The following is a 19,185-nucleotide window of genomic DNA, read 5'->3' on the forward strand; positions in this document are numbered from 1 at the left end:
TTACTTGTTCAACGTTTCAAAAAAATATTCTTTAGGTGGCGTTGCCCCTAACAAGTGAGTAACAAAATAATCCCAACGTTTACGCATCATAAAGGGCTCGCGGGCAAAACCGTGGCCACGATTAGGCAGCAATAACATATCAAAATCTTTATTTGCCTTAATTAGTGCTTCTACCACTACTAGGGTGTTATTAGGATGGACATTAGTGTCTGTGGTGCCATGAGCGATTAATAACTTACCTTTTAAGTTATCCACTAGTAGTTGATTCGCCTGGCTATCATAGTTACTAGTGCCATCTTCATTTTTCACTTCCAGACCATGCCATTTTTCGCCCCAATCATCTTCATATAAGCGGTTATCATGATTACCCGCCTGCGATACCGCGACGCTATAAAAATCAGGGAAGGTCAGCAAAGCACGAGTAGACGCAAAACCACCGCCAGAATGCCCCCAGATACCAACTCGTGAGTCATCAATCCAAACATATTTTTCTGCCAGTTGTTTAATCGCCGCGACTTGATCCGGAATACCACTGTCGCCCATATTTCCGTAATAGGCTTCATGGAAACTTTTTGAACGCCCCGGCGTACCAAGCGCATCAATTTCAATCACAATAAACCCAAGCTCAGCTATCGCCTGATTGTCTCCACGCGCGCTACGGAAGTGACGACCGCGAATACTACCAACTTGTGGACCAGGATAGAGATAGTTGACCACTGGATATTGTTTGTTTTTATCAAAGTTACTCGGCTTATACATCAAGCCGTAGATATCTTGCTCACCATTACGATCTTTAACTACAAATGGCGTTGGTGCTTGCCAGCCAATTGTCGATAACGCTGAGATGTCCATTTTTTCAATAACGATACGTTTGCCAGTTGTTATATCACCTAAATAACTGACTTCCGGCTGTTCATAAGTTGAGCTGCGATCGAGAAAGTACTGTCCGTCTTCTGATAGAGTAATACGATGGTGTTTCTTTTCAGGCGTTAACAATGTCAGATCTGAGCCATCTTTATTCACACTGTAGAGATAATGAAAATATGGATCACTCCCTTCACGTCCAGCACCAGTAAAAATCAATTTCCCTGTCTTTTCATTGACAGCTAACAATGTGATAACCGTCCAGTCACCGTGAGTAATTTGCTTTTTCACTTTCCCGCTTGATGCATCGATCAGATATAAATGGCCCCAATCTGAACGCTGAGAAAACCACACCACTTCGTTAGTTTTTGCTAAATAACGCCAGCTAATACCACCGACACCTGACTCAAAAAAGCTTTCTTCCGTTTCGGTAAATACAGTTTTTACCTTACCGGTAGCTGCATCCGCAATACGCAATGTTGCTTTTTTATGATCTCGAGATGAAGAGACAAAGGCAAAGTTTGAGCTATCGGATGCCCAGTCAACATCTAATAAACTACCGTCTCGGCCCGCAACATGATCAGTAATAGTAGAACGTTGAGCATCTGGCGCCATGTCTAATGGGATCACCTTAGCTTGCTCGACATCGATGACGACACGGTGAATGGTAAATATATGTTCATCACCTGGTAGCGGGTATTTCCAGATGTCTATTTTAGGGTGACCAACAATAGTAGAGACGACCCCCATGTCACCGACGTTGCGACTGTCATGCCTGAAAGTGGTTAATTTTTTTGAATCTGGTGACCATTTAACTACGGGTTTGTCATCTCTGATCCAGCCAGCATTATTAGTACCATAGCCAAAATCTTCGATACCGTCAGTCGTTAGCGGACGTTCCTCGTTACTTACTAAATCCCTGAGCCATAGATTATGTCCCTTAATAAACACGGCACGTTTACCATCCGGTGAAACCAGCTCATTTTCCTTAGGTGCCATATTATCTTTTTTACATAGATAACTGGTTATATTACAACTATACGTCAGCTGCTTAACCTTGAGATTAATGGTATTTTTGTCAGTAAAACGAAATGAACGAAATGGCAATTTATTATGGTCAACTTCACTTTCGGTGATACGCGCTAAAGCTTCTGCTAATCTTTTATGATCAAAGGCCAGCTCTTTCTTTTGCTGCTTTACGTCATAACGATAAAAGCGATTGCCGTCTAAAGTATGGCTACGATAAGTCAGCCGTTGTTCATCTGACCAACGAGGATAATCAACCGTACCTGTTACTAAAGTATCTGTCGTCGCCGATAACTGTTGTTCAGCCCGTTGGTAATCTTCAACACTCAGTTGCTGAGCGTAACTCACTTGGCTCGCAAGTGCGAAAACCGCAGAAATAGAGAGTAGTTTCCTCATAGAAAAACCTTCTTATCATTATCATTGCCAATATCATATCAGCGATTTATTGTTAGCATCAGATATTATCACAGTCGGATTGCAAGATAGCTATCTCACGTTGAGTACCTGATTTTCCACGACGAATTCCTATTCGGCACCACCAGCTACGACTAAAGTCTAGTGTCAATTGTTGACAATATAGACTTAGGTCTAATTCCTTATTAACAAATTACGCTCTACCGTAATAACCAGAATTAAAAATACAAATTAAAAAATAACGATAAAAGTAGCCTGCAAGTTTGTGCTGCTAAGAGCAATTAAAATGGGGAAAGTGTGATGTTAAACAATAGAAAAAGCCTGCTGGCCACCAGTTTGCTGGTAGTAGCAAGTAGTGCGAATGCGGGCTATGAAATCAAGTTATCCGATCAGGACACCATAACCTTTGGTGGTTATATTCAAGGAGATATTCGCTACATTGACGGCAATGCGGCATCAACTTTAACGAATGATGATTTTTGGATTGGTCATGTGGTGAAAGATGATATTTCCAATGTTCGATTTCATGCCGACTCGACGCGCTTTAACACCAAATACGTCCACGGTGATGTCACTGGGTTTATAGAATTTGACCTCTTTGGCGGTGGTGGCAATGAAAAATTAACCAATTCCAGACATCCGCGTTTACGCCATGCCTTTATCAAATATAAAAACTGGACAGTTGGACAAACCTGGTCGACATTTGTCAATACCAGCGCTATCGCCGAAGCAGCAGATTTCGGCGGTCCTTTAGTGGCTTCAGCCTTTATTCGTCAAGATCAAGTACGCTACACTAACGGCGGCCTGCAAATTGCTATCGAAAACCCAGAATCTTATGGTGGCTATGTTGGCGCTGGAGGCTACGGTGCAAAAGACTCAGTGCCTGATGTCATCGCTAAATACACTTTTAAAGGTGATTGGGGCAATGTATCCATTGCCGCCGTTGCCAAACAGCTGGAAACCGCCATGGGCGAATCTGAATCCGGTGTTGGTTACGGTATTGCCGGTCGTATCAAGACGGTAGGTAAAGACGATTTTCGTTTCCAATTACATGGTGGCAATACCGGTCGCTATGTTGGTGCGGCGGCGGCAACCGATCTTGTCGGTGAAGAAGTCGAAGAAACCACTTCAATACTAGTATCCTACCGTCATTTCTGGACGGAAGACCTGCGTTCTAATTTCTTTTATGGCAATACAGAAACAGATGAGTCAGATCGCGACCGCACTCACTGGGGGATTAATGTTTTTAAACAAATTAATGCCAAATTATCTTACGGTATCGAGTTTGGTAATTTCGACGCTAAAGATTTAGATGCCGATTCTGATTACGCCCAAATTTCAGTAAAGTATGTGCTATAGCGCACAACCAAGACCACCAACTTGCGTTAGTCAATCTCATTAAGTTGAGATTGTTTACGGGGAAGCAATGCTTCCCCTTTTTTACTTTCCATTAACATACATTTTCTATATCAATCACTTAACAGTAAATAATCACACGATATGATTGGCATTTTAACCATAGCTAAATGATAATTATTGTTCTTAAATATACAAGTACAATAACTTTGGTGGTTTATGACAATACGCACTTCTGCAAATGAAGTTTTATTTGACGTTACAGAGCAACTGGTTTCGACAACCGATTTACAGGGCGACATTATTTATGCTAACGATAATTTTTGTCGGGTCGCAGGCTACACTAAGGAAGAATTAATCGGTCAGCATCACAACATAGTTCGACATCCGGATATGCCTAAAGCAGCGTTTGCAGATTTATGGCAGAAGCTCAAACGCGGTGATTCCTGGCGCGGCATGGTAAAAAATCGCTGCAAGAATGGTGATTACTATTGGGTAGATGCCTATGTAACTCCTATATACCAAGAGAATAATATTATTGGTTACCAATCAGTGCGCGTTGCGCCCAGCCAAGAACAAAAGCAAGCTGCCCAAGCCTTATACAACTCAATTAATAACAATAAGCGTGTGACAGAATTTTCCACCAATATTAGTTTAAAACAATTTATTTGTGTCCTGATTATTGCAGCGGCGAGTCTTGTTGCTGCTTGGCAGTTTAGCTGGTCAGCGGCATTGTTATTATTGCTTATGGTTGCGATGTTAATTACTGTTTATTTTGACGAGCTGATTCTGCTACCAAGAGAAGTCTCGCGTATCAAAGCGAAATACGACAGCCCTTCCCGTTTATTATTTTGCGGTAAAGGTTTGACTGCTCTACTCAACTACCCTTTTGTTATGCAGCAAGCCAAAATCAGAACTATTCTTGGTCGCAGTAAAGATACCGGTGATTTATTAGTACAACTTGCCAGCCAGTTAAACCAAAGTTCACAACAATCATTAACCGGCTTGCTGGAAGAAAATGATCACCTAGATCAGCTGGCGACGGCGATCACCCAGATGAGTGCCACGATTGGCGAAGTCAGTCAAAGTACCAATAGTGCACATGATAAAATGCTGGATATTGTCGAAAAATGTCATCACACCATTAGCACTATTGACACCACTCAAGGAAAAATAAGCGGGCTTTCTAACGAGGTAGAAAACGCCGCAACTACCGCCACCTCTTTAGTGACTGATGCAACCAAAATAGCAGAAATCATGAGTGAGATTCAGGGCATTGCTGATCAAACCAACTTATTGGCACTAAATGCGGCAATTGAGGCGGCCCGAGCTGGTGAGCAAGGACGAGGCTTCGCGGTCGTAGCTGATGAAGTAAGAACCTTAGCAAGCCGCACTCAGGCAGCAACCGAACAAATTCAACACTCGGTTGTTGAACTACAAAAAACTTTGGAACGCTGGAGCCAAGTGATGCTAGCGAGCCGGGATTCAGCAAATAACTGTGTTGATGACACCACAGAAGCCAAGCAGCAAATGGATCTAATTGTTGCTATGGTGGATGAAATTACCGGCTTAAGCCAGCAAATCGCCACCGCAACCGAGCAACAAAGTGTAGTAGCAGAACAAGTCAATGAAAGTATTCATACCATAGACGGTATTTCCAAAGAGAATACCCAGATGGCAGAAAATGTCAGTGGTTATGGTCAGGCGGTTAATGAAAAAGCCCAGACACTGGAAATGTTAAGCTCAACTTTCAGATAACTCTTCACTTATCGCAATGAGTGTTAAACAACCAGAGCCGGATTATGACATTAATCTGGCTCTGGCTTGTTAAATAGATTTAGCTAGAACGTATTGCTTTTTAACGTTTATTTTTGCAGCAAATCTCAACACTGTCTACTGCCCCAAATCACTTTCGCCAAAAACATAAGATTAGAGTAAGAGCTAATACCGACGAAGAAACCATCATGGCTAAGGTAATGGAGTGATCCACCAAAAAACCAGCAGCAAATGCTCCTAATGAGGCGGCACTAATTTTAGCCGCGGCAACCCACATATATATCTGCGCCGCTCCCTGCTGAGGTGCGTATTCACTTCTCGCTGCCAGCGTCACCGCAAAAAAGATGGAATTGATAACACCGCATAGCCAGTAGCCGACAAGACCGAGACTAAAAGAAGAGCTGAAGCTGATCAGTATCAGTGTTAGCAATACCCCACTACCAACATTTCTGAGCAAAGTTAGTACTTCAGATTGCATAGGCCTAATCATCAGTAACACTGCACCGCATACACAACCAATACCATAGCAAGTTACCAGATAAGCCCCACTTGCTTTACTATGCTGCCAGAACTCACTGAGATAAACCGCTAATACTGGCAAAGCTGCGACACTAAAGGAAGCACCTGAAGTCATGCTTATCGTACGCTTTAGTGGACCGGACTGACGCATAATATCAATAACTTGTCTAAATCCCAGTGTAGCGACTTTTTTCTGGGTAATTTCATGCTCAGGCGTTGGCAGGCACAGAATAAATAATCCTGAAAGCACCGGCAAACACATCAACAGGCTAACCGCTAACTGAATGGAATAACTTGTAGTTAACAACGCGATTAGCATCGGTCCCAACGTCAAACCAAAGCCATAAGTGAAAGTATCATAGCTTTGTGCACGGCGCCGGGCAGATAAATCTTCAGCAACAAGATAAATAAGTTGAGTACTGAGCCCGCCCATCATAAATGAGCTACAAATACCGCAAATTAACAATGAACCGATCGTTAACCAGATAAAATCCCACTGAAAGCCTAAAATAGCCAATTGAAAGAAAACGGTAAACAAAAAAGTACAGACGGCTATAATCCGCCGAGGATTATCCGACTGATCTAACCAGCGGCCATAAATAGGGCCAAGAACATGAGGAGCAGTCAAACAGGCAGCCAGTGCTCCAGCCACTTTTCCCTGTGCACCATAACTATTTGCCAGCAGAATAATGGCCACCGCCGAACCACCGGTAGCCATACGTGCCAACACCGCAGCCAGTACATAACGGGGCAGTTCCGCCAACTTAAAGGGTGATAATAACCATGTCCGCTTAGTCTTGAGATAACCACTCATAATCCGCTTAATCCAATTGCAACTGTTTAAGCAAGTTCGCTAACATTACCCGATCTTCTCCCGCTAACGGACTAAGAGGTTGTGGTAAACAATTGACTTCGCTATAACCCAAAATATTAGCAGCGGTAGCCATCACCCGCATTCCGCCTTTATTACGTGCAAACAATTCCCAAAGTCCATCGAGTTTTTTCGCCGACTGTATCACTTTCTGATCAGACTGAGCAGCGTGGATCAGGCGTTTCACTGTATGAGGAAATAATCCCCCTAACACCGACAACCACAGATCGCAGCCTGCTGCTATACCTGCCGCGCCGAATTTGTCACCACTAACACCAATAGCGACAGTCTCTGGGACTATGTTGCGCAATTGAGCCAAACGTTCTACACCTTGCTCAGTCGCAAACGGCATGCCTGGAATTTTAATCGCGGCAACCTTGGGCAAGTGAGATACGTTATGATAGAGCTCATCACTAAAAGTAAAATTAGTGACACCGGGATTTTCATAAACACAAAGTGGTACCGACAGTTCAGCGGTAACCCGCTGATACAAAGAAAAAACTTCGTTTTCTTTCAGGGGATGATAAGAAACCGGTGCAAGCAAGACCGCGCTGACTCCTGCTTTTTGCACTGCCTCGGCGTTCCTTAATACGTCGGCGGTTCGCAACGCACCGATGCCAGCCATTACAGGAATATTATCTGCCAGTTCAACCGTACATTTTGCAACTGCCGATAATTCATCGCATGTTAGATAAGGATAGAGGCCTGTCGAGCCCGTCGCACAAATGGAATCCACTCTGGCATTAGTTAAATTAGTGATTAAACGCTGATAAGCAGAGAAATCAATTTTTTCATCATGAAAAGGGGTCACGGGAAATGCAGATAAACCAGTAAACATTTGAACTCCTATTTGGTTACAATGTAGATAGAATTAACTAAGCATAAGATAAATAACCTCAGGTTATTTTGACATATGACACAAACTATATTGTCATAGGACAAAAATGAAAGTCAAGATTTCAGGTAATAGTGCACAAGAAATTTTTACCTCTATTCGTCAGCTAACCAGTGATGGTCAACTAATGGCGGGAGATTTGCTACCTTCAGTTCGCGAATTGGCAGAGCAGTTAGGCGTCAATCGCAACACAGTGTCAGCCGCATATCAGCGTTTATCCAAAGCTGGCATTGCCGTAACCCAAGGACGTCTGGGCACACGTATTTGTCAGGAACCTAGCGCTGGAGAGCAAGAAGGAATAACAGATACTGCACTGTTTGATCTGGCAGATGGCAGCCCAAGACGCGAATGGTTACCGGATTTAAATAAAGTGGCTGGTCATACTCAGTTGGCTCAATTTTTATACGGTGAAGCAACTATACTGCCGCAAATCTATCAATATGGTAAAGCATGGTTTGCCGGAGCTTGTCCGCCAAATTTTGATCTCACATTATGTAATGGTGCCATCGACACACTCGAGCGTATGATGGCAGCTCATCTGGTGCCAGGTGATAAAGTCGTAGTAGAAGACCCATGTTATATCAGCTCTGCCAACGCGATACGTTTGGCGGGTATGCAAGTAGTCGCTGCCAAAGTAGACCAATACGGCATGTGTGCAAATGCGCTCAAAGCGGCATTGGAAAAAGGAGCAAAAGCAGTATTAATCACTCCCCGAGCACACAATCCTACTGGTGCCAGTATTTCTAGAGAACGTGCCGTTCAGTTACGTGAAGTATTAAGTCATTACCCTGAGGTGTTAGTGTTGGAAGACGATCATTTTTCTTTGCTGGCAGTAACGCCACATCATAGTGTCATTCCTGTGAGCACTTATAACTGGGCGGTGTTCCGTTCAGTATCAAAAGGCCTAGGGCCCGATCTGCGCATGGCTTTTGTCGCCGCTGATAAAGAGTCAATCAAACGCATTAATACCCGTTTAGCTCCTGGCATGTCATGGGTCAGCCGGGTTTTACAATCACTGGTGTATACTTGCCTAACCACAAAAGCTTTCCAACAACAGCTTAATGCTGCAAAAGAGCATTGTGCGCATCGCCGAACTACGTTGATCAATGCCTTAGCAGCCCATGGAATTAGCATCGAACAAACCACAGATGGGCTTAATGTCTGGGTGCCGGTAACGGGTGATAGTCAGGCGATAATATATGCATTATCACGCAAAGGCTGGCTTGTCAGGGCTAGCACCAGTTTTGATATTGACGAGAAATCACAGGCGATCCGAGTCAGTGTACAAAATATGGAACCACAAACTGCCCATCAGTTCGCAGCTGATCTAGCCGCAATCATTGCACTTTACATGAAATAAAGACCAATGCAGCGACACGCCAGGACTGATAAATATATTTCTGGTCCATTCAAAAAGCGAATTTATCTTCAACATTAACCGCCGGTAGCCACTAAAATAAAAATTAAATTCGCACTTGAGGCTATTTTTTCAATTTGGCAAGAGCATCAGCAAAAGCGTTACCCATAGCAGCATTTGCTGGCTCTTTCGCTTTATTTTTATGAGGTCTTTGCCCAGATTTTGGCTGATGCGCTTTGCCATTTGATTTTTTATTATCAAACGACTTTTTCTGCTGAGCAGGCTTGGCACTAATCGCATCATCTAAACGCATAGTTAGGCTGATACGCTTTCTAGCTGCCTCAACTTCCGTCACTTTAACTTTAACAATATCGCCTGCTTTGACAATATCGTGCGGATCACTGATAAACTTGTTGGTCATCGCCGAGATATGCACTAAGCCATCCTGATGAACGCCTAAATCAACAAAAGCACCAAAATTCGCGACGTTAGACACAACGCCCTCTAATATCATCCCGACTTGCAGATCATTAATAGTATTAATGCCTTCTTTAAAATTTGCGGTCTTGAACTCTGGGCGCGGATCTCGCCCTGGTTTTTCCAGTTCAGCGATAATATCTTCAACGGTAATGACACCGAATTGTTCGTCCGCTAACTGCTGCGCCGTTAATTGTTTCAGTTTGTCACTATTGCCCATCACTTCAGCAATATCACTGTTTAATGCTTGCAGCATTTTTTCCACTACCGGATAAGTTTCCGGGTGAACACCCGACTGATCTAATGGATTATCACCATTTGCTATGCGCAAAAAACCAGCGGATTGTTCAAACGCTTTAGGTCCTAAACGCGCGACTTTTTTCAGTTCTTTACGGTTATTAAACCGCCCATGCTCGTCACGAAAACGAACAATGTTTTGCGCCATGGTTTTATTCAACCCAGAAACTCGGGTTAATAACGCTGCAGAGGCACTATTTAATTCAACCCCAACCGCATTAACACAATCTTCAATCACATTATCAAGCATCGCCGTGAGCTGACTTTGACTCACATCGTGCTGGTACTGACCAACACCAATCGCTTTCGGATCAATTTTCACTAATTCTGCTAATGGATCTTGTAATCGACGGGCAATCGACACTGCACCACGTAATGAAACATCTAAATCAGGGAATTCGTTCGCTGCCAACTCGGACGCGGAATAGACCGAAGCACCCGCTTCACTGACCAATACCTTTTTCACTGACTTTTGTTCAAGCTGTTCAAGCACTTCAACCACTAATTTGTCACTTTCTCGTGATGCGGTACCATTACCAATAGCTATCAATTCGACTTTATGTTGTTGACATAAGTTAACTAGAGTGCGAACCGATTTATCCCAGTTATTCTGCGGTGCATGGGGAAAAATTGTCGTGGTATGCAGTAATTTCCCGGTGTCACTAACAATGGCAATTTTACAACCAGTTCTTAAGCCAGGATCTAGGCCAAGCGTCACTTTAGCACCAGCTGGAGCTGCCATTAATAAATCTTTTAAGTTAGTTGCAAAAACATTAATCGCTTCAGTTTCTGCCCGTTCACGTAATTGCCCGAGTAACTCCGTTTCCAGCGATACACTTAATTTTGCTTTCCAGGCAAGACGGACAACTTTTGTTAAAAATGCCGCTGCAGCTTGTCCGGAAAAACGAAAACTAAAATGTTCGCTAATGATCTGCTCGGCACTGGAATAGGCACTGGCTTCTTGTCCCGGATCAACATCTATAGATAAGTTAAGAAAACCCTCATTACGGCCTCGTAGCATAGCCAGTGCCCGATGAGATGGTACCTTGCTTAATAGTTCGTGATGATCAAAATAATCCTGATATTTAGCGGCCTCTTGCTGCTTTTTCTTCACGACTCGACTGACCATATGTGCTTGCTTTTTCAGATGGCGACGTAGCTTTTGCAATAAGTTAGCATCTTCAGAAAAACGCTCGATCAGGATGTAACTCACGCCTTCCAGCACTTGCTCAGCGTCACCATAGCCTAGTTCGGTATTGAGATAATCCAATGCTGCCTGCTCAGGATTGACAGACCAGTCGCTAAACAGCAAGTCTGCTAACGGCGCTAATCCAGCTTCAATCGCCATTTGCCCTTTGGTGCGCCTTTTCGGACGATAAGGCAAATACAAATCTTCTAACCGGGTTTTATTATCCGCTTGCTCAAGTTGAGCTTTTAACTCAACGCTCAGTTTTCCCTGTTGTTCAATATTGGTTAAGATCACCTGCCGACGTTCATTTAACTCTCGTAAATAAGCTAAACGCTGCGCCAGCTGACGTAGATGATTATCGTCCAGCCCTTGCGTTGCTTCTTTACGGTAGCGCGCAATAAAAGGTACAGTCGCACCGTCATCCAATAAATTTATCGCAGCATTCACTTGAGCTGTTTTTACATTGAGTTCTTGAGCGAGCTGCTCGGCAATAGTTGTCATCCAAACCATTCCATTATTTACATTAATAGCTCGAACATTGGGGCGAGATCAGAAAAAACAAGCCAACGAAAGTGCAACAAGCATGTTTTAATTGACGAGCAGCTGTGATTGCCATTGATTAACTTAAAGATCGGCTGGACGACCCAAATCTCTTTCTTGATAATCACAAACGCCATCAGGAAATATCTGTTTTAACTCCCCTAAGTGTTGCGTCATCAGGTGCTGACCATAAAAACCACGTTCAATCGCTTCTGTGACCGGAATTAACGGACATTTAAACATATCGCCGGCCCAGTTTGCTCCCGCCTGAATACGACTGGTGCTGAACATCGGATATTCGCGCTCGCACATGCCAGTAGCAGATTGGTTCCATTGACCATCAAACACCCCTTCTCCTTGGGCAATAATATCCCCTTGTTGATCAAAGCAAGTATCCATCAACTGCTCAGGCTTAGCGGCTACCACATCTGCTAAGGTGCTGCCTCTCAATGCCAGCAACCACTGATCCATTAAGTTAAATGCTTGATTGACTGGGTTATAGTCTTTATGCGAAATCCAAATAACATGATGCTGATGCTGCTCCATGGCGCTATCGATGCGTAAGCGGCTATAAAACGAGGCAGAAACATGATGCATATCGAGATCGTTTTCCAAATAATGCCGAACATCAATAACAGGTAAACTAACTTTGCCGATAAACACCTGACCACTACGATATGCGGCCTGCATTGCCATTATTGAACCTTGGTGTCGCGGCGCTACCCCGTTAACGACTTCGGTAATATTCTGATTCCCCCAAAGCGATAGCCATATCGGGATTTTACGGCCAAATGGTGTATGGAGATCTTCCGCTGTCATTTGTGGTTGAGGTTTCCAAGCACCAATTTTCTGATTAATATCTAAAAATTCTTCAACACTGATTTCATTAGCCACTAATGCAGCGAGCCCATACTGTACACCGACATTGTCCCAGGTCGACAAACCATAGCCCTGCTGGTCTAATCCCAGTAAATAACCTATATCCTGCCAATAACTCCACTTAGTATTTTTAACTACCTGAGGATGAAAAAAGTTACGAATAAACCCCTGTTGCGGGTTATTAATAAAGCTCGATAAACCGAAATAACCGTTAATACATTCGCTGTTACCTTGCGGCATATTAGGGACAAAACCCGCTAGCAATTGATTCATCGGCTGCAAATAAGCCGCCCGCTGCGGAAAATTATTTAAGGCATTCATACCTTCAATCAATTGACGCTTAGACCAATCTCGCCATTTCCGTCTATTGTCGGCCCGAAAAGTAAAATAATTATTGAGTAAATCACAGTCGAGGGCATATGTCGTCTGAGTGATCATATCAGGATAGGAATATAGCGGGATCAAGCCATCTAAAATACCCTGAGAATTTTGCCCAATCAGGTATTGTGCCAATCCACCGCCAGAGCCACCAATACCAACAGTATATAACGGCTCACCATAGAGGCTAACAAACTGCCTTTTGACCCGTCGAGCGGTGTCTTCCGCTAACAACATATTATATGTATAGCTGGTGCGGTTTCCGCTAGAACTTATCACCGCATAGCCGGCACGTAGTTGCTCAAGTTGCCGGTCAATCACCTTACTCGCCAATTGTCGTCCTTGCCGATAGCCGATACCAGAGCCACCATTGAATTGATAAATCAGCCGCTTATTCCATTGTGATTGAGCTAAACGATCGCCGATTTCCGAACTTGTCACCGGCATAACCAGCGTATAAATAAAGCGATTAATAGTGCCTTGTTCGACCCGAAAAATACTGCCGTTATTAAGTTGTTCCGTGGGAATACTTTCATTAAGCTGATAAATATTATTTTGCTGGTCGGCAACAAAATACTGGATACGTGAGCGGGCATTACAGTCTTTAGAATAACCAATAATCACATTTTTTTTGTTGATGTCCTGATAAACCGGCACGCCATAACCCAGTTGATTATCCACCAATGGCTGCCCTAAATCAGAATTTAAGGTCATACAATAAAAGGGGTATTGATTCGGCCCAGCATATAAACTTTCACTGGGCCCGTGATCGCCCAGTGCGATCGGAAAATGAAAGTTTTCACTTGGTCTGACCGCAAACGCAATGTGCTGTTTAATCGGTAACAAATAATTGCTGGTTGCCGGGGCGATTTTCTTGACTTGTCGATAGGCATACGACACCTGATTGATAGGAAAGATCAAGTAACCACCAAACAAAAAAACTAACAATAACATACTGAATATTATTGATTTTTTATACTTCATCATAGCGAACTCCTTCAAGACAGCGGAACGAGTAGCCCACTTATTAAGTGTAGGTCACCAAAGAGCGGATAAGATGAAAACCCGGAAGAAATTGTTCAATTGAATGAAATACAAAGGAAATTAGTTCATGATAATGTTTCTATCTAAAAAGTTGTTTACTGATATCAAACTTAACTAAGATAGGTAACATATTTCAGTTTCTCTTTTCCATGTTCACTCAAAGGTTTTATTAGTACATGATCAATATAAAAAAATGGCTCTGGGTGCTTTTTATCCCATACTTAGTCTCAGCAGAAGTTATTATCAAAGATATTAAATTTAAAGATCCGGCTTTTGCAGCCTGTGTTCATCAAACTGCCGAAAAAAACAATTGGCATAGCGCTTATGACGTTACTCGCTTAAAGTGCCACAGTATGGAAATAACAAACGCTCAAGAAGTTACGCAGTTTAGCAATCTCACTTATTTATCCCTGTACAACAATGCATTATCTAATTTAGATCTAACGAGCCTGAACAACTTAATGGAACTTAATCTGGCAAATAACCAATTAGAACAGCTAAAAATACAAGGTCTTTCTCATTTACAAAAATTGTTCTTATTCCGAAACCGATTAAAAACGATAAACCTACAAGGGTTAAATGAACTACACACGATAAGATTAATGCAAAACCGCCTGACGACTTTGGATATCACCCCATTACTCAAACTAAAAACCGGCTATTTTTTTGATAATAAATTAGAAGATTTATCGATAACGGGTCTTAAACAACTAGAGTTTCTAGATGTACGCCAAAACCCCATGCCAGATGAATTGTATGACTTTTACGATAAGCAAGAAGGGATAGTTATCAGCCATGACGGTAATGCCGATGATTGGAAATAAGCATTATAGATTATAGGCAACGGATAACATCCAAGTCGATAAGTCATATTGCGTTGCTGGAGCAGAACTCATCCCAGATTGCGTATGATAATCTGCGGCGAGCAGTTTAAATTCAAGTTTACGGCTATAACGCCAGGCTAGCTCCACATCGAATTCGTAGCCAATATCATGATGGTTTTCAATATCAGTAAAATTATGGCCAACGAGTTTCCAACGCAATTTTCCATTTCGTCCGCCATAAGATAAATAGATGTCTTCTACTCCGCCTGTTGCACTATATCTGGAGAAAATATCAGCCCAGCCTAAGAATTTATGATTCGTCGCTAAGCTGGTATTAAAGCCAGAGTCGTTATCCCGCCCCAGATACTCATAACCTAAATCCCATTTATGACTGCGGTATTGTAAACCAAACTCTGTCGCCAGATACCAGGCATTATATTGTTCCGGATGATGTTTACCAGCCTGTTGCCAGGCAAGCTCCACATTATAGTGATACTTTAACTGATCAGGCTTTTCCGCGCCTTCTACTCGAACGCCTAAGGTATCTGTTGACCATGTAGGCAATGAGCGGTTATCTAACAAATAAGCAAAAGCGGCTAGGGTTAATTGTGGCGTCGGACGATACTCGGCATTGAGTAGATGGCTTTGATGATTATGATTGCCCCACTGCTCTGGCGGACGAGCGGGATTATACTGATAACGATAGTCAGATTCGGGAAGTATTGAACGACTGTTATCACCAAAAATGCGGTGTACTTTATCTACATAGCTGTATTGAATAGTTAAATCAAAACCGTTGTTAAAGCGTAAACTCAGTGCATCATAAGTTTGATCGTTTTGCCAGTAAGCGACATTACCAATATGGCGCTCATTATTAAATGAAATATCTTGTCTGCCAATAATCGCACGCCAGTTAGCAGCAAACTGCCAGTCAAATTTTAACTGATTCAGTTCTCCGCCAGGAGGATCAGGAATAGGGGAATGTTTATTCCAATAAGTAATTGAATTATAGTCTTCTTTATCTAGAGCCCATACGTGATCGTACTGCCCTAAAAGGCTCAGTTCGTTGTTTAATTGCCATTGAATTTCGCCCCTGCCAAGTAAGGTGGTTGCTGTCGCGTCAGGCAACCAATGATCATTGACTTGCTGATGGCGTAACCTGAAACCAACATCATAATCCCAAACGTTGGCGCTGGCTTTGCCAGTTATTACCACCAAAGCCATTATTAGTATTATTCTCATTAAACCTTATCCTGCCAGCTAGCCATACGAATACACAATCCTTGAGATATTAAGTCTCCCATCGGCTCGCCAATGGGAGAGCCTCCTTTTTCTTCCATAGTTAACAGTAGATCTTCCGAGTCTTTAATCAGTCGCCATTCAGCTTCACTCAATTGTCTATCAAAGACGTTGCTAGAGGTAGAAATAACACCTAAGCTACGAATTTGTTTATCGGTTTTAGATCTGACCCAAAGCTCAAGACTCATATCTTGCGGTACTTGTGGAATACTCAGTAATTCAATTTTCAGAGTGCGACTTTTGCCATAAGTAGCGGCAACCAATTGTGGCTGTTTAAGATTGTCTTTCATTATGGCAATATAGCTTAAACTGTCTTGTGGTGCCGTTTGCCACCAAACGATAAACACCAAGGCCAAACATGCCATGGATAAACCACTCAGCCATTGATAAAAGCGCACGCCAGCGCTATTTTGTTTTGGTGCAAAAGCCAGTCTTTGTTGAATAGTTTGCCAGTTATCATTTGCTGGCATAATTTCTGGCATTTTGTCGTGCAGCACAGTTAACTTTTGTTCCCAAAAATAAATTCGCTCATCTATTGCTGGATACTCAAGTCTGAGCTTAGCGATTCTCTGACGAACAAGTAACGACTGAGTACCTAGCACATATTGATGCGCAAGTTGTTCTACCAATGCAGGCTGTTGATAACGCATTATTTTTCCAGACATTGTTGCAACCTCGCTAACCCTCTTCTTAACCATGACTTTATCGTGTTTATCGGTTTTTCTAAGTGATCAGAAATTTCACCGCGACTAAAGCCAAAGTAATACGCCATCAAAATACCACGCCGATGAACGTCTTCTAGCTGCTCCAAGCAGTCTGCTAAATCTTGACCTATTTCACACATCTGCGTAGTCGGCTGATTGATTGCTGCTATTTGTTCTATGCTTTCCACTTGTTCTTGAATATGTTTGTTTTCCAGCCGCCTTTGCTCACTTCTCACTCGGTCATAACAGCGATAACGGACAATGGAAGCCATCCAGGTAAAAGGCTCAGCCTTGTCGATTCGGTATTCAATCGCATTGTGCCAGATTTGAATAAATGCTTCCTGCAATACCTCATGCGCCAAATCTGAATTATGCAAGATACGATAGGCTATGCCGTTTAACTTAGCTGCGGTCGATAAATATAAACGCTCAAATGCTTGTTGATCATGCAACGCAGTTTTTGCCAGTAACCTTGCTAATTCTTTAGAATCCATAAAATAACCTTTGTGCTTATTTTATCCTTTACTTATAAATTCAGATACTTATCAGTATAGGTTAAAAGTAAAAATGGGTTTGAATAAACAGCAAATCATTATTACGTTGCTCAAACTGAGGAATACTGTCCATCACCCTTATGCCTGCTCTGAGCTGGATATGAGATAAAGGCGTATATTCAGTCACCAATGAGTAACGAGTTTCCTGATCTTCACTTATCTGTCTATCAGGGTCATACCACTCTGAGGTAAGTTTGATATTTAGCCCCGGCATCCACTGATAATTAAGTTCAAACAAGCCAACTAGCTGTTCTTTGTTACCACCAGTTGTTTGTTCACTTTCAATCCAGTCCCACTCTGTTAACAGAGTAAATTTTCCTAACGAATAAGCCCCGTAAAAATTAACGATCTGACGTTTTCCCTCATCCCGATCGTTTAACGTTAACGTGGTACCCACTCGCGCGTTACTAAACAAATATTCGGCTCGCAAACCATAGAGAAAGTTATTATCATCATTACTGACGGCACTGGTACCATTGGTCACAAAAAAGTTGAGTAAACTATGTTCTCGTTCAAACCCAAGCTCTATGCCATTGTCACTACTGGCAAAATTAAACCCGGTTGCCTGTCTAACCAAAGCACTGTCATCTTCTAACCGTATACCAAACGGGACATAAATTTTTCCCGCTTTAACAAAATCATTGCTGTTAAAGTGGTACATCACAAAAGCTTCTCTATTAATAGCAGAGCCAGGTGCGAGTTTTTGATCGAGATAAAATGTAATGGTATCTTTGAGATTAAACGCAAGATATAGCTGAGCAGAATCAACTTTAAATGTGGCACTTTCCTGATCTGTTTTATCTTTAACATATTCAGCATTGCTGCGGAAATTGCCGCCTAACCTAAGATAATCAGATACTTTCCCTATGTCCGCACTATCGGTACCAAGTTGCTTTTGAGGCAGCACGGAATACCCGTAAGCATTACCAAAGCTATTGCGTAAGCCGCCACCATCGGGATTAACATGACAGGCACTGCATTTCAGATTATTAAGATAAGCAAGCAATGGTTCAGCATAGGTTTTGGGGCCAATCAACAACAATGCCACTAATAGGCTAAGATTAAAAAGTTGCAACATAACTGAGTTCTCCTCCTGGCCAGCCGTCACGATCGCCATCCAGCCGTTGACCAAATATTCCGGTTATCGTACTGATAGCTGCTTGATTAAACGTTATAACCATTTGCTTTGTATCAGCGGGTTTGTTAATCATTAAAGTCAATATTCTTGGGCTTTGCCAAATAATGCCTTCTGGCGGAGGGAATACCTGGGTATTAGTTGTTACCAATATCTCTTCAGCTAACAGGCTGTCAGGATCGACATCAACACTAAACTCTATAGTCAACACTAGGGTAGTGTTATTACTTATGTGTGATATTTGTTTAACAAAAAGCGGGGCCTGATTAATATCAATATTCGCCCCATCGTCTATCCATTGTCCTATGGCGGCAATTGCACTTTCAGATAGCGGCGCCTGGTTTAATGGCATTCGACTGCCGGCCCGAGGGTCACCAATCACTTTTAAATATAAAAAACTCAGTTCCTTGCTGCCGGGCTCTACTCGTTTAAACTCTGCATTACTTTCGGCACTCACATTGATCAAATTATTAGCACTGTGTTCGAGCGTATCAAGTTCCAAACCAAAAGGTGCATTAGCACCGATATGGCAGACTGAACAAATTGGCGTAAATACTTGTTGTTGCAATGATACTAGGCTTGCCTGAATTTCTTCATTGTCCTCTGTAGGGGTCATAGGTTGTTCATCGTTAACCGCTAATGGCCGCCCATTTTCATCAAGTGAGCTGCCATCTCCGGCCCCACAAGCACTTAACAGCAACAATAGGAAAAAGTATGTAATTAGATTCATTATATTAACCCTTTGATACCGCCGGGCGTGGCCCGGCAGTTTTTACTACTGTTAATG

General features: G+C 42.6%; 14 protein-coding genes. 4 read left to right on the forward strand and 10 right to left on the reverse strand.

Annotated features, from left to right (window positions below; all coding sequences use genetic code 11):
• Positions 1 to 2,286 (reverse strand): S9 family peptidase, encoded by a 2,286-nt coding sequence (locus tag QQK06_RS08425; protein ID WP_284244218.1) that lies wholly within the window; start codon positions 2,284 to 2,286, stop codon positions 1 to 3.
• Between the two features lie 318 nt (positions 2,287 to 2,604).
• Here QQK06_RS08425 and QQK06_RS08430 point away from each other — a divergent pair, with 318 nt between their 5' ends.
• Together QQK06_RS08430 and QQK06_RS08435 are read left to right on the forward strand one after the other, a co-directional pair.
• On the forward strand, positions 2,605 to 3,663 hold the full coding sequence (locus tag QQK06_RS08430) for a DcaP family trimeric outer membrane transporter (RefSeq protein ID WP_284244219.1): 1,059 nt from the start codon (positions 2,605 to 2,607) through the stop codon (positions 3,661 to 3,663).
• Positions 3,664 to 3,879: 216 nt separating this feature from the next.
• A complete protein-coding gene (locus QQK06_RS08435) occupies positions 3,880 to 5,418 on the forward strand; it encodes a methyl-accepting chemotaxis protein (protein ID WP_284244220.1) in 1,539 nt (512 codons plus the stop codon).
• Between the two features lie 148 nt (positions 5,419 to 5,566).
• On the opposite strand, the gene QQK06_RS08440 is transcribed toward QQK06_RS08435, so the two are convergent.
• Positions 5,567 to 6,769 (reverse strand): MFS transporter, encoded by a 1,203-nt coding sequence (locus QQK06_RS08440; RefSeq protein ID WP_284244221.1) that lies wholly within the window; start codon positions 6,767 to 6,769, stop codon positions 5,567 to 5,569.
• 7 nt (positions 6,770 to 6,776) lie between these two features.
• Complete coding sequence (locus tag QQK06_RS08445) at positions 6,777 to 7,664, reverse strand: dihydrodipicolinate synthase family protein (RefSeq protein WP_284244222.1); 888 nt, start codon at positions 7,662 to 7,664, stop codon at positions 6,777 to 6,779.
• Between the two features lie 106 nt (positions 7,665 to 7,770).
• Between QQK06_RS08445 and QQK06_RS08450 the strand changes: the two genes are divergently transcribed.
• A complete protein-coding gene (locus QQK06_RS08450; protein ID WP_284244223.1) occupies positions 7,771 to 9,081 on the forward strand; it encodes an aminotransferase class I/II-fold pyridoxal phosphate-dependent enzyme in 1,311 nt (436 codons plus the stop codon).
• Between the two features lie 121 nt (positions 9,082 to 9,202).
• Here the strand turns inward: QQK06_RS08450 and QQK06_RS08455 are convergent, their stop codons facing one another.
• Positions 9,203 to 11,542, reverse strand: a complete 2,340-nt coding sequence (locus QQK06_RS08455) for a Tex family protein (RefSeq protein ID WP_284244224.1) — start codon at positions 11,540 to 11,542, stop codon at positions 9,203 to 9,205.
• Between the two features lie 123 nt (positions 11,543 to 11,665).
• On the reverse strand, positions 11,666 to 13,825 hold the full coding sequence (locus QQK06_RS08460; RefSeq protein WP_284244225.1) for a DUF6351 family protein: 2,160 nt from the start codon (positions 13,823 to 13,825) through the stop codon (positions 11,666 to 11,668).
• 233 nt (positions 13,826 to 14,058) lie between these two features.
• Between QQK06_RS08460 and QQK06_RS08465 the strand changes: the two genes are divergently transcribed.
• Entirely contained in the window at positions 14,059 to 14,706 is a 648-nt protein-coding gene (locus QQK06_RS08465) for a leucine-rich repeat domain-containing protein (RefSeq protein WP_284244226.1), read from the forward strand.
• A 3-nt stretch (positions 14,707 to 14,709) separates the two neighbouring features.
• Here the strand turns inward: QQK06_RS08465 and QQK06_RS08470 are convergent, their stop codons facing one another.
• From QQK06_RS08470 to QQK06_RS08490, 5 genes are all read right to left on the reverse strand, one after another.
• A complete protein-coding gene (locus tag QQK06_RS08470) occupies positions 14,710 to 15,948 on the reverse strand; it encodes an alginate export family protein (RefSeq protein WP_284244227.1) in 1,239 nt (412 codons plus the stop codon).
• Positions 15,948 to 16,670, reverse strand: coding sequence for an anti-sigma factor (locus tag QQK06_RS08475; RefSeq protein ID WP_284244228.1), 723 nt, complete (start codon positions 16,668 to 16,670; stop codon positions 15,948 to 15,950). Before QQK06_RS08475 ends, QQK06_RS08470 begins: the two co-directional genes overlap by 1 nt.
• On the reverse strand, positions 16,655 to 17,203 hold the full coding sequence (locus QQK06_RS08480; RefSeq protein ID WP_284244229.1) for a sigma-70 family RNA polymerase sigma factor: 549 nt from the start codon (positions 17,201 to 17,203) through the stop codon (positions 16,655 to 16,657). Before QQK06_RS08480 ends, QQK06_RS08475 begins: the two co-directional genes overlap by 16 nt.
• Positions 17,204 to 17,264: 61 nt before the next feature.
• Positions 17,265 to 18,341: a porin family protein gene (locus QQK06_RS08485; protein ID WP_284244230.1), complete on the reverse strand. Its 1,077-nt coding sequence runs from the start codon at positions 18,339 to 18,341 to the stop codon at positions 17,265 to 17,267.
• The gene (locus QQK06_RS08490; protein ID WP_284244231.1) at positions 18,325 to 19,128 is read right to left on the reverse strand and encodes a hypothetical protein; all 804 of its coding nucleotides are present in this window, start codon (positions 19,126 to 19,128) and stop codon (positions 18,325 to 18,327) included. Before QQK06_RS08490 ends, QQK06_RS08485 begins: the two co-directional genes overlap by 17 nt.
• Positions 19,129 to 19,185: the final 57 nt, after the last annotated feature.

The organism is Thalassotalea insulae, assembly GCF_030161395.1.
In the GTDB taxonomy this organism is placed as follows: Bacteria; Pseudomonadota; Gammaproteobacteria; order Enterobacterales; family Alteromonadaceae; genus Thalassotalea_E; species Thalassotalea_E insulae.

What these genes read in the sequence shown, in the direction of transcription:
- QQK06_RS08480 (WP_284244229.1), bottom strand. Translation starts at nt 17,203, where the DNA reads ATGGATTCTAAAGAATTAGCAAGGTTACTGGCAAAAACTGCGTTGCAT.
- QQK06_RS08430 (WP_284244219.1), top strand. Translation starts at nt 2,605, where the DNA reads ATGTTAAACAATAGAAAAAGCCTGCTGGCCACCAGTTTGCTGGTAGTA.
- QQK06_RS08490 (WP_284244231.1), bottom strand. Translation starts at nt 19,128, where the DNA reads ATGAATCTAATTACATACTTTTTCCTATTGTTGCTGTTAAGTGCTTGT.
- QQK06_RS08465 (WP_284244226.1), top strand. Translation starts at nt 14,059, where the DNA reads ATGATCAATATAAAAAAATGGCTCTGGGTGCTTTTTATCCCATACTTA.
- QQK06_RS08485 (WP_284244230.1), bottom strand. Translation starts at nt 18,341, where the DNA reads ATGTTGCAACTTTTTAATCTTAGCCTATTAGTGGCATTGTTGTTGATT.
- QQK06_RS08435 (WP_284244220.1), top strand. Translation starts at nt 3,880, where the DNA reads ATGACAATACGCACTTCTGCAAATGAAGTTTTATTTGACGTTACAGAG.
- QQK06_RS08470 (WP_284244227.1), bottom strand. Translation starts at nt 15,948, where the DNA reads ATGAGAATAATACTAATAATGGCTTTGGTGGTAATAACTGGCAAAGCC.
- QQK06_RS08450 (WP_284244223.1), top strand. Translation starts at nt 7,771, where the DNA reads ATGAAAGTCAAGATTTCAGGTAATAGTGCACAAGAAATTTTTACCTCT.
- QQK06_RS08425 (WP_284244218.1), bottom strand. Translation starts at nt 2,286, where the DNA reads ATGAGGAAACTACTCTCTATTTCTGCGGTTTTCGCACTTGCGAGCCAA.
- QQK06_RS08460 (WP_284244225.1), bottom strand. Translation starts at nt 13,825, where the DNA reads ATGATGAAGTATAAAAAATCAATAATATTCAGTATGTTATTGTTAGTT.
- QQK06_RS08455 (WP_284244224.1), bottom strand. Translation starts at nt 11,542, where the DNA reads ATGACAACTATTGCCGAGCAGCTCGCTCAAGAACTCAATGTAAAAACA.
- QQK06_RS08475 (WP_284244228.1), bottom strand. Translation starts at nt 16,670, where the DNA reads ATGTCTGGAAAAATAATGCGTTATCAACAGCCTGCATTGGTAGAACAA.
- QQK06_RS08445 (WP_284244222.1), bottom strand. Translation starts at nt 7,664, where the DNA reads ATGTTTACTGGTTTATCTGCATTTCCCGTGACCCCTTTTCATGATGAA.
- QQK06_RS08440 (WP_284244221.1), bottom strand. Translation starts at nt 6,769, where the DNA reads ATGAGTGGTTATCTCAAGACTAAGCGGACATGGTTATTATCACCCTTT.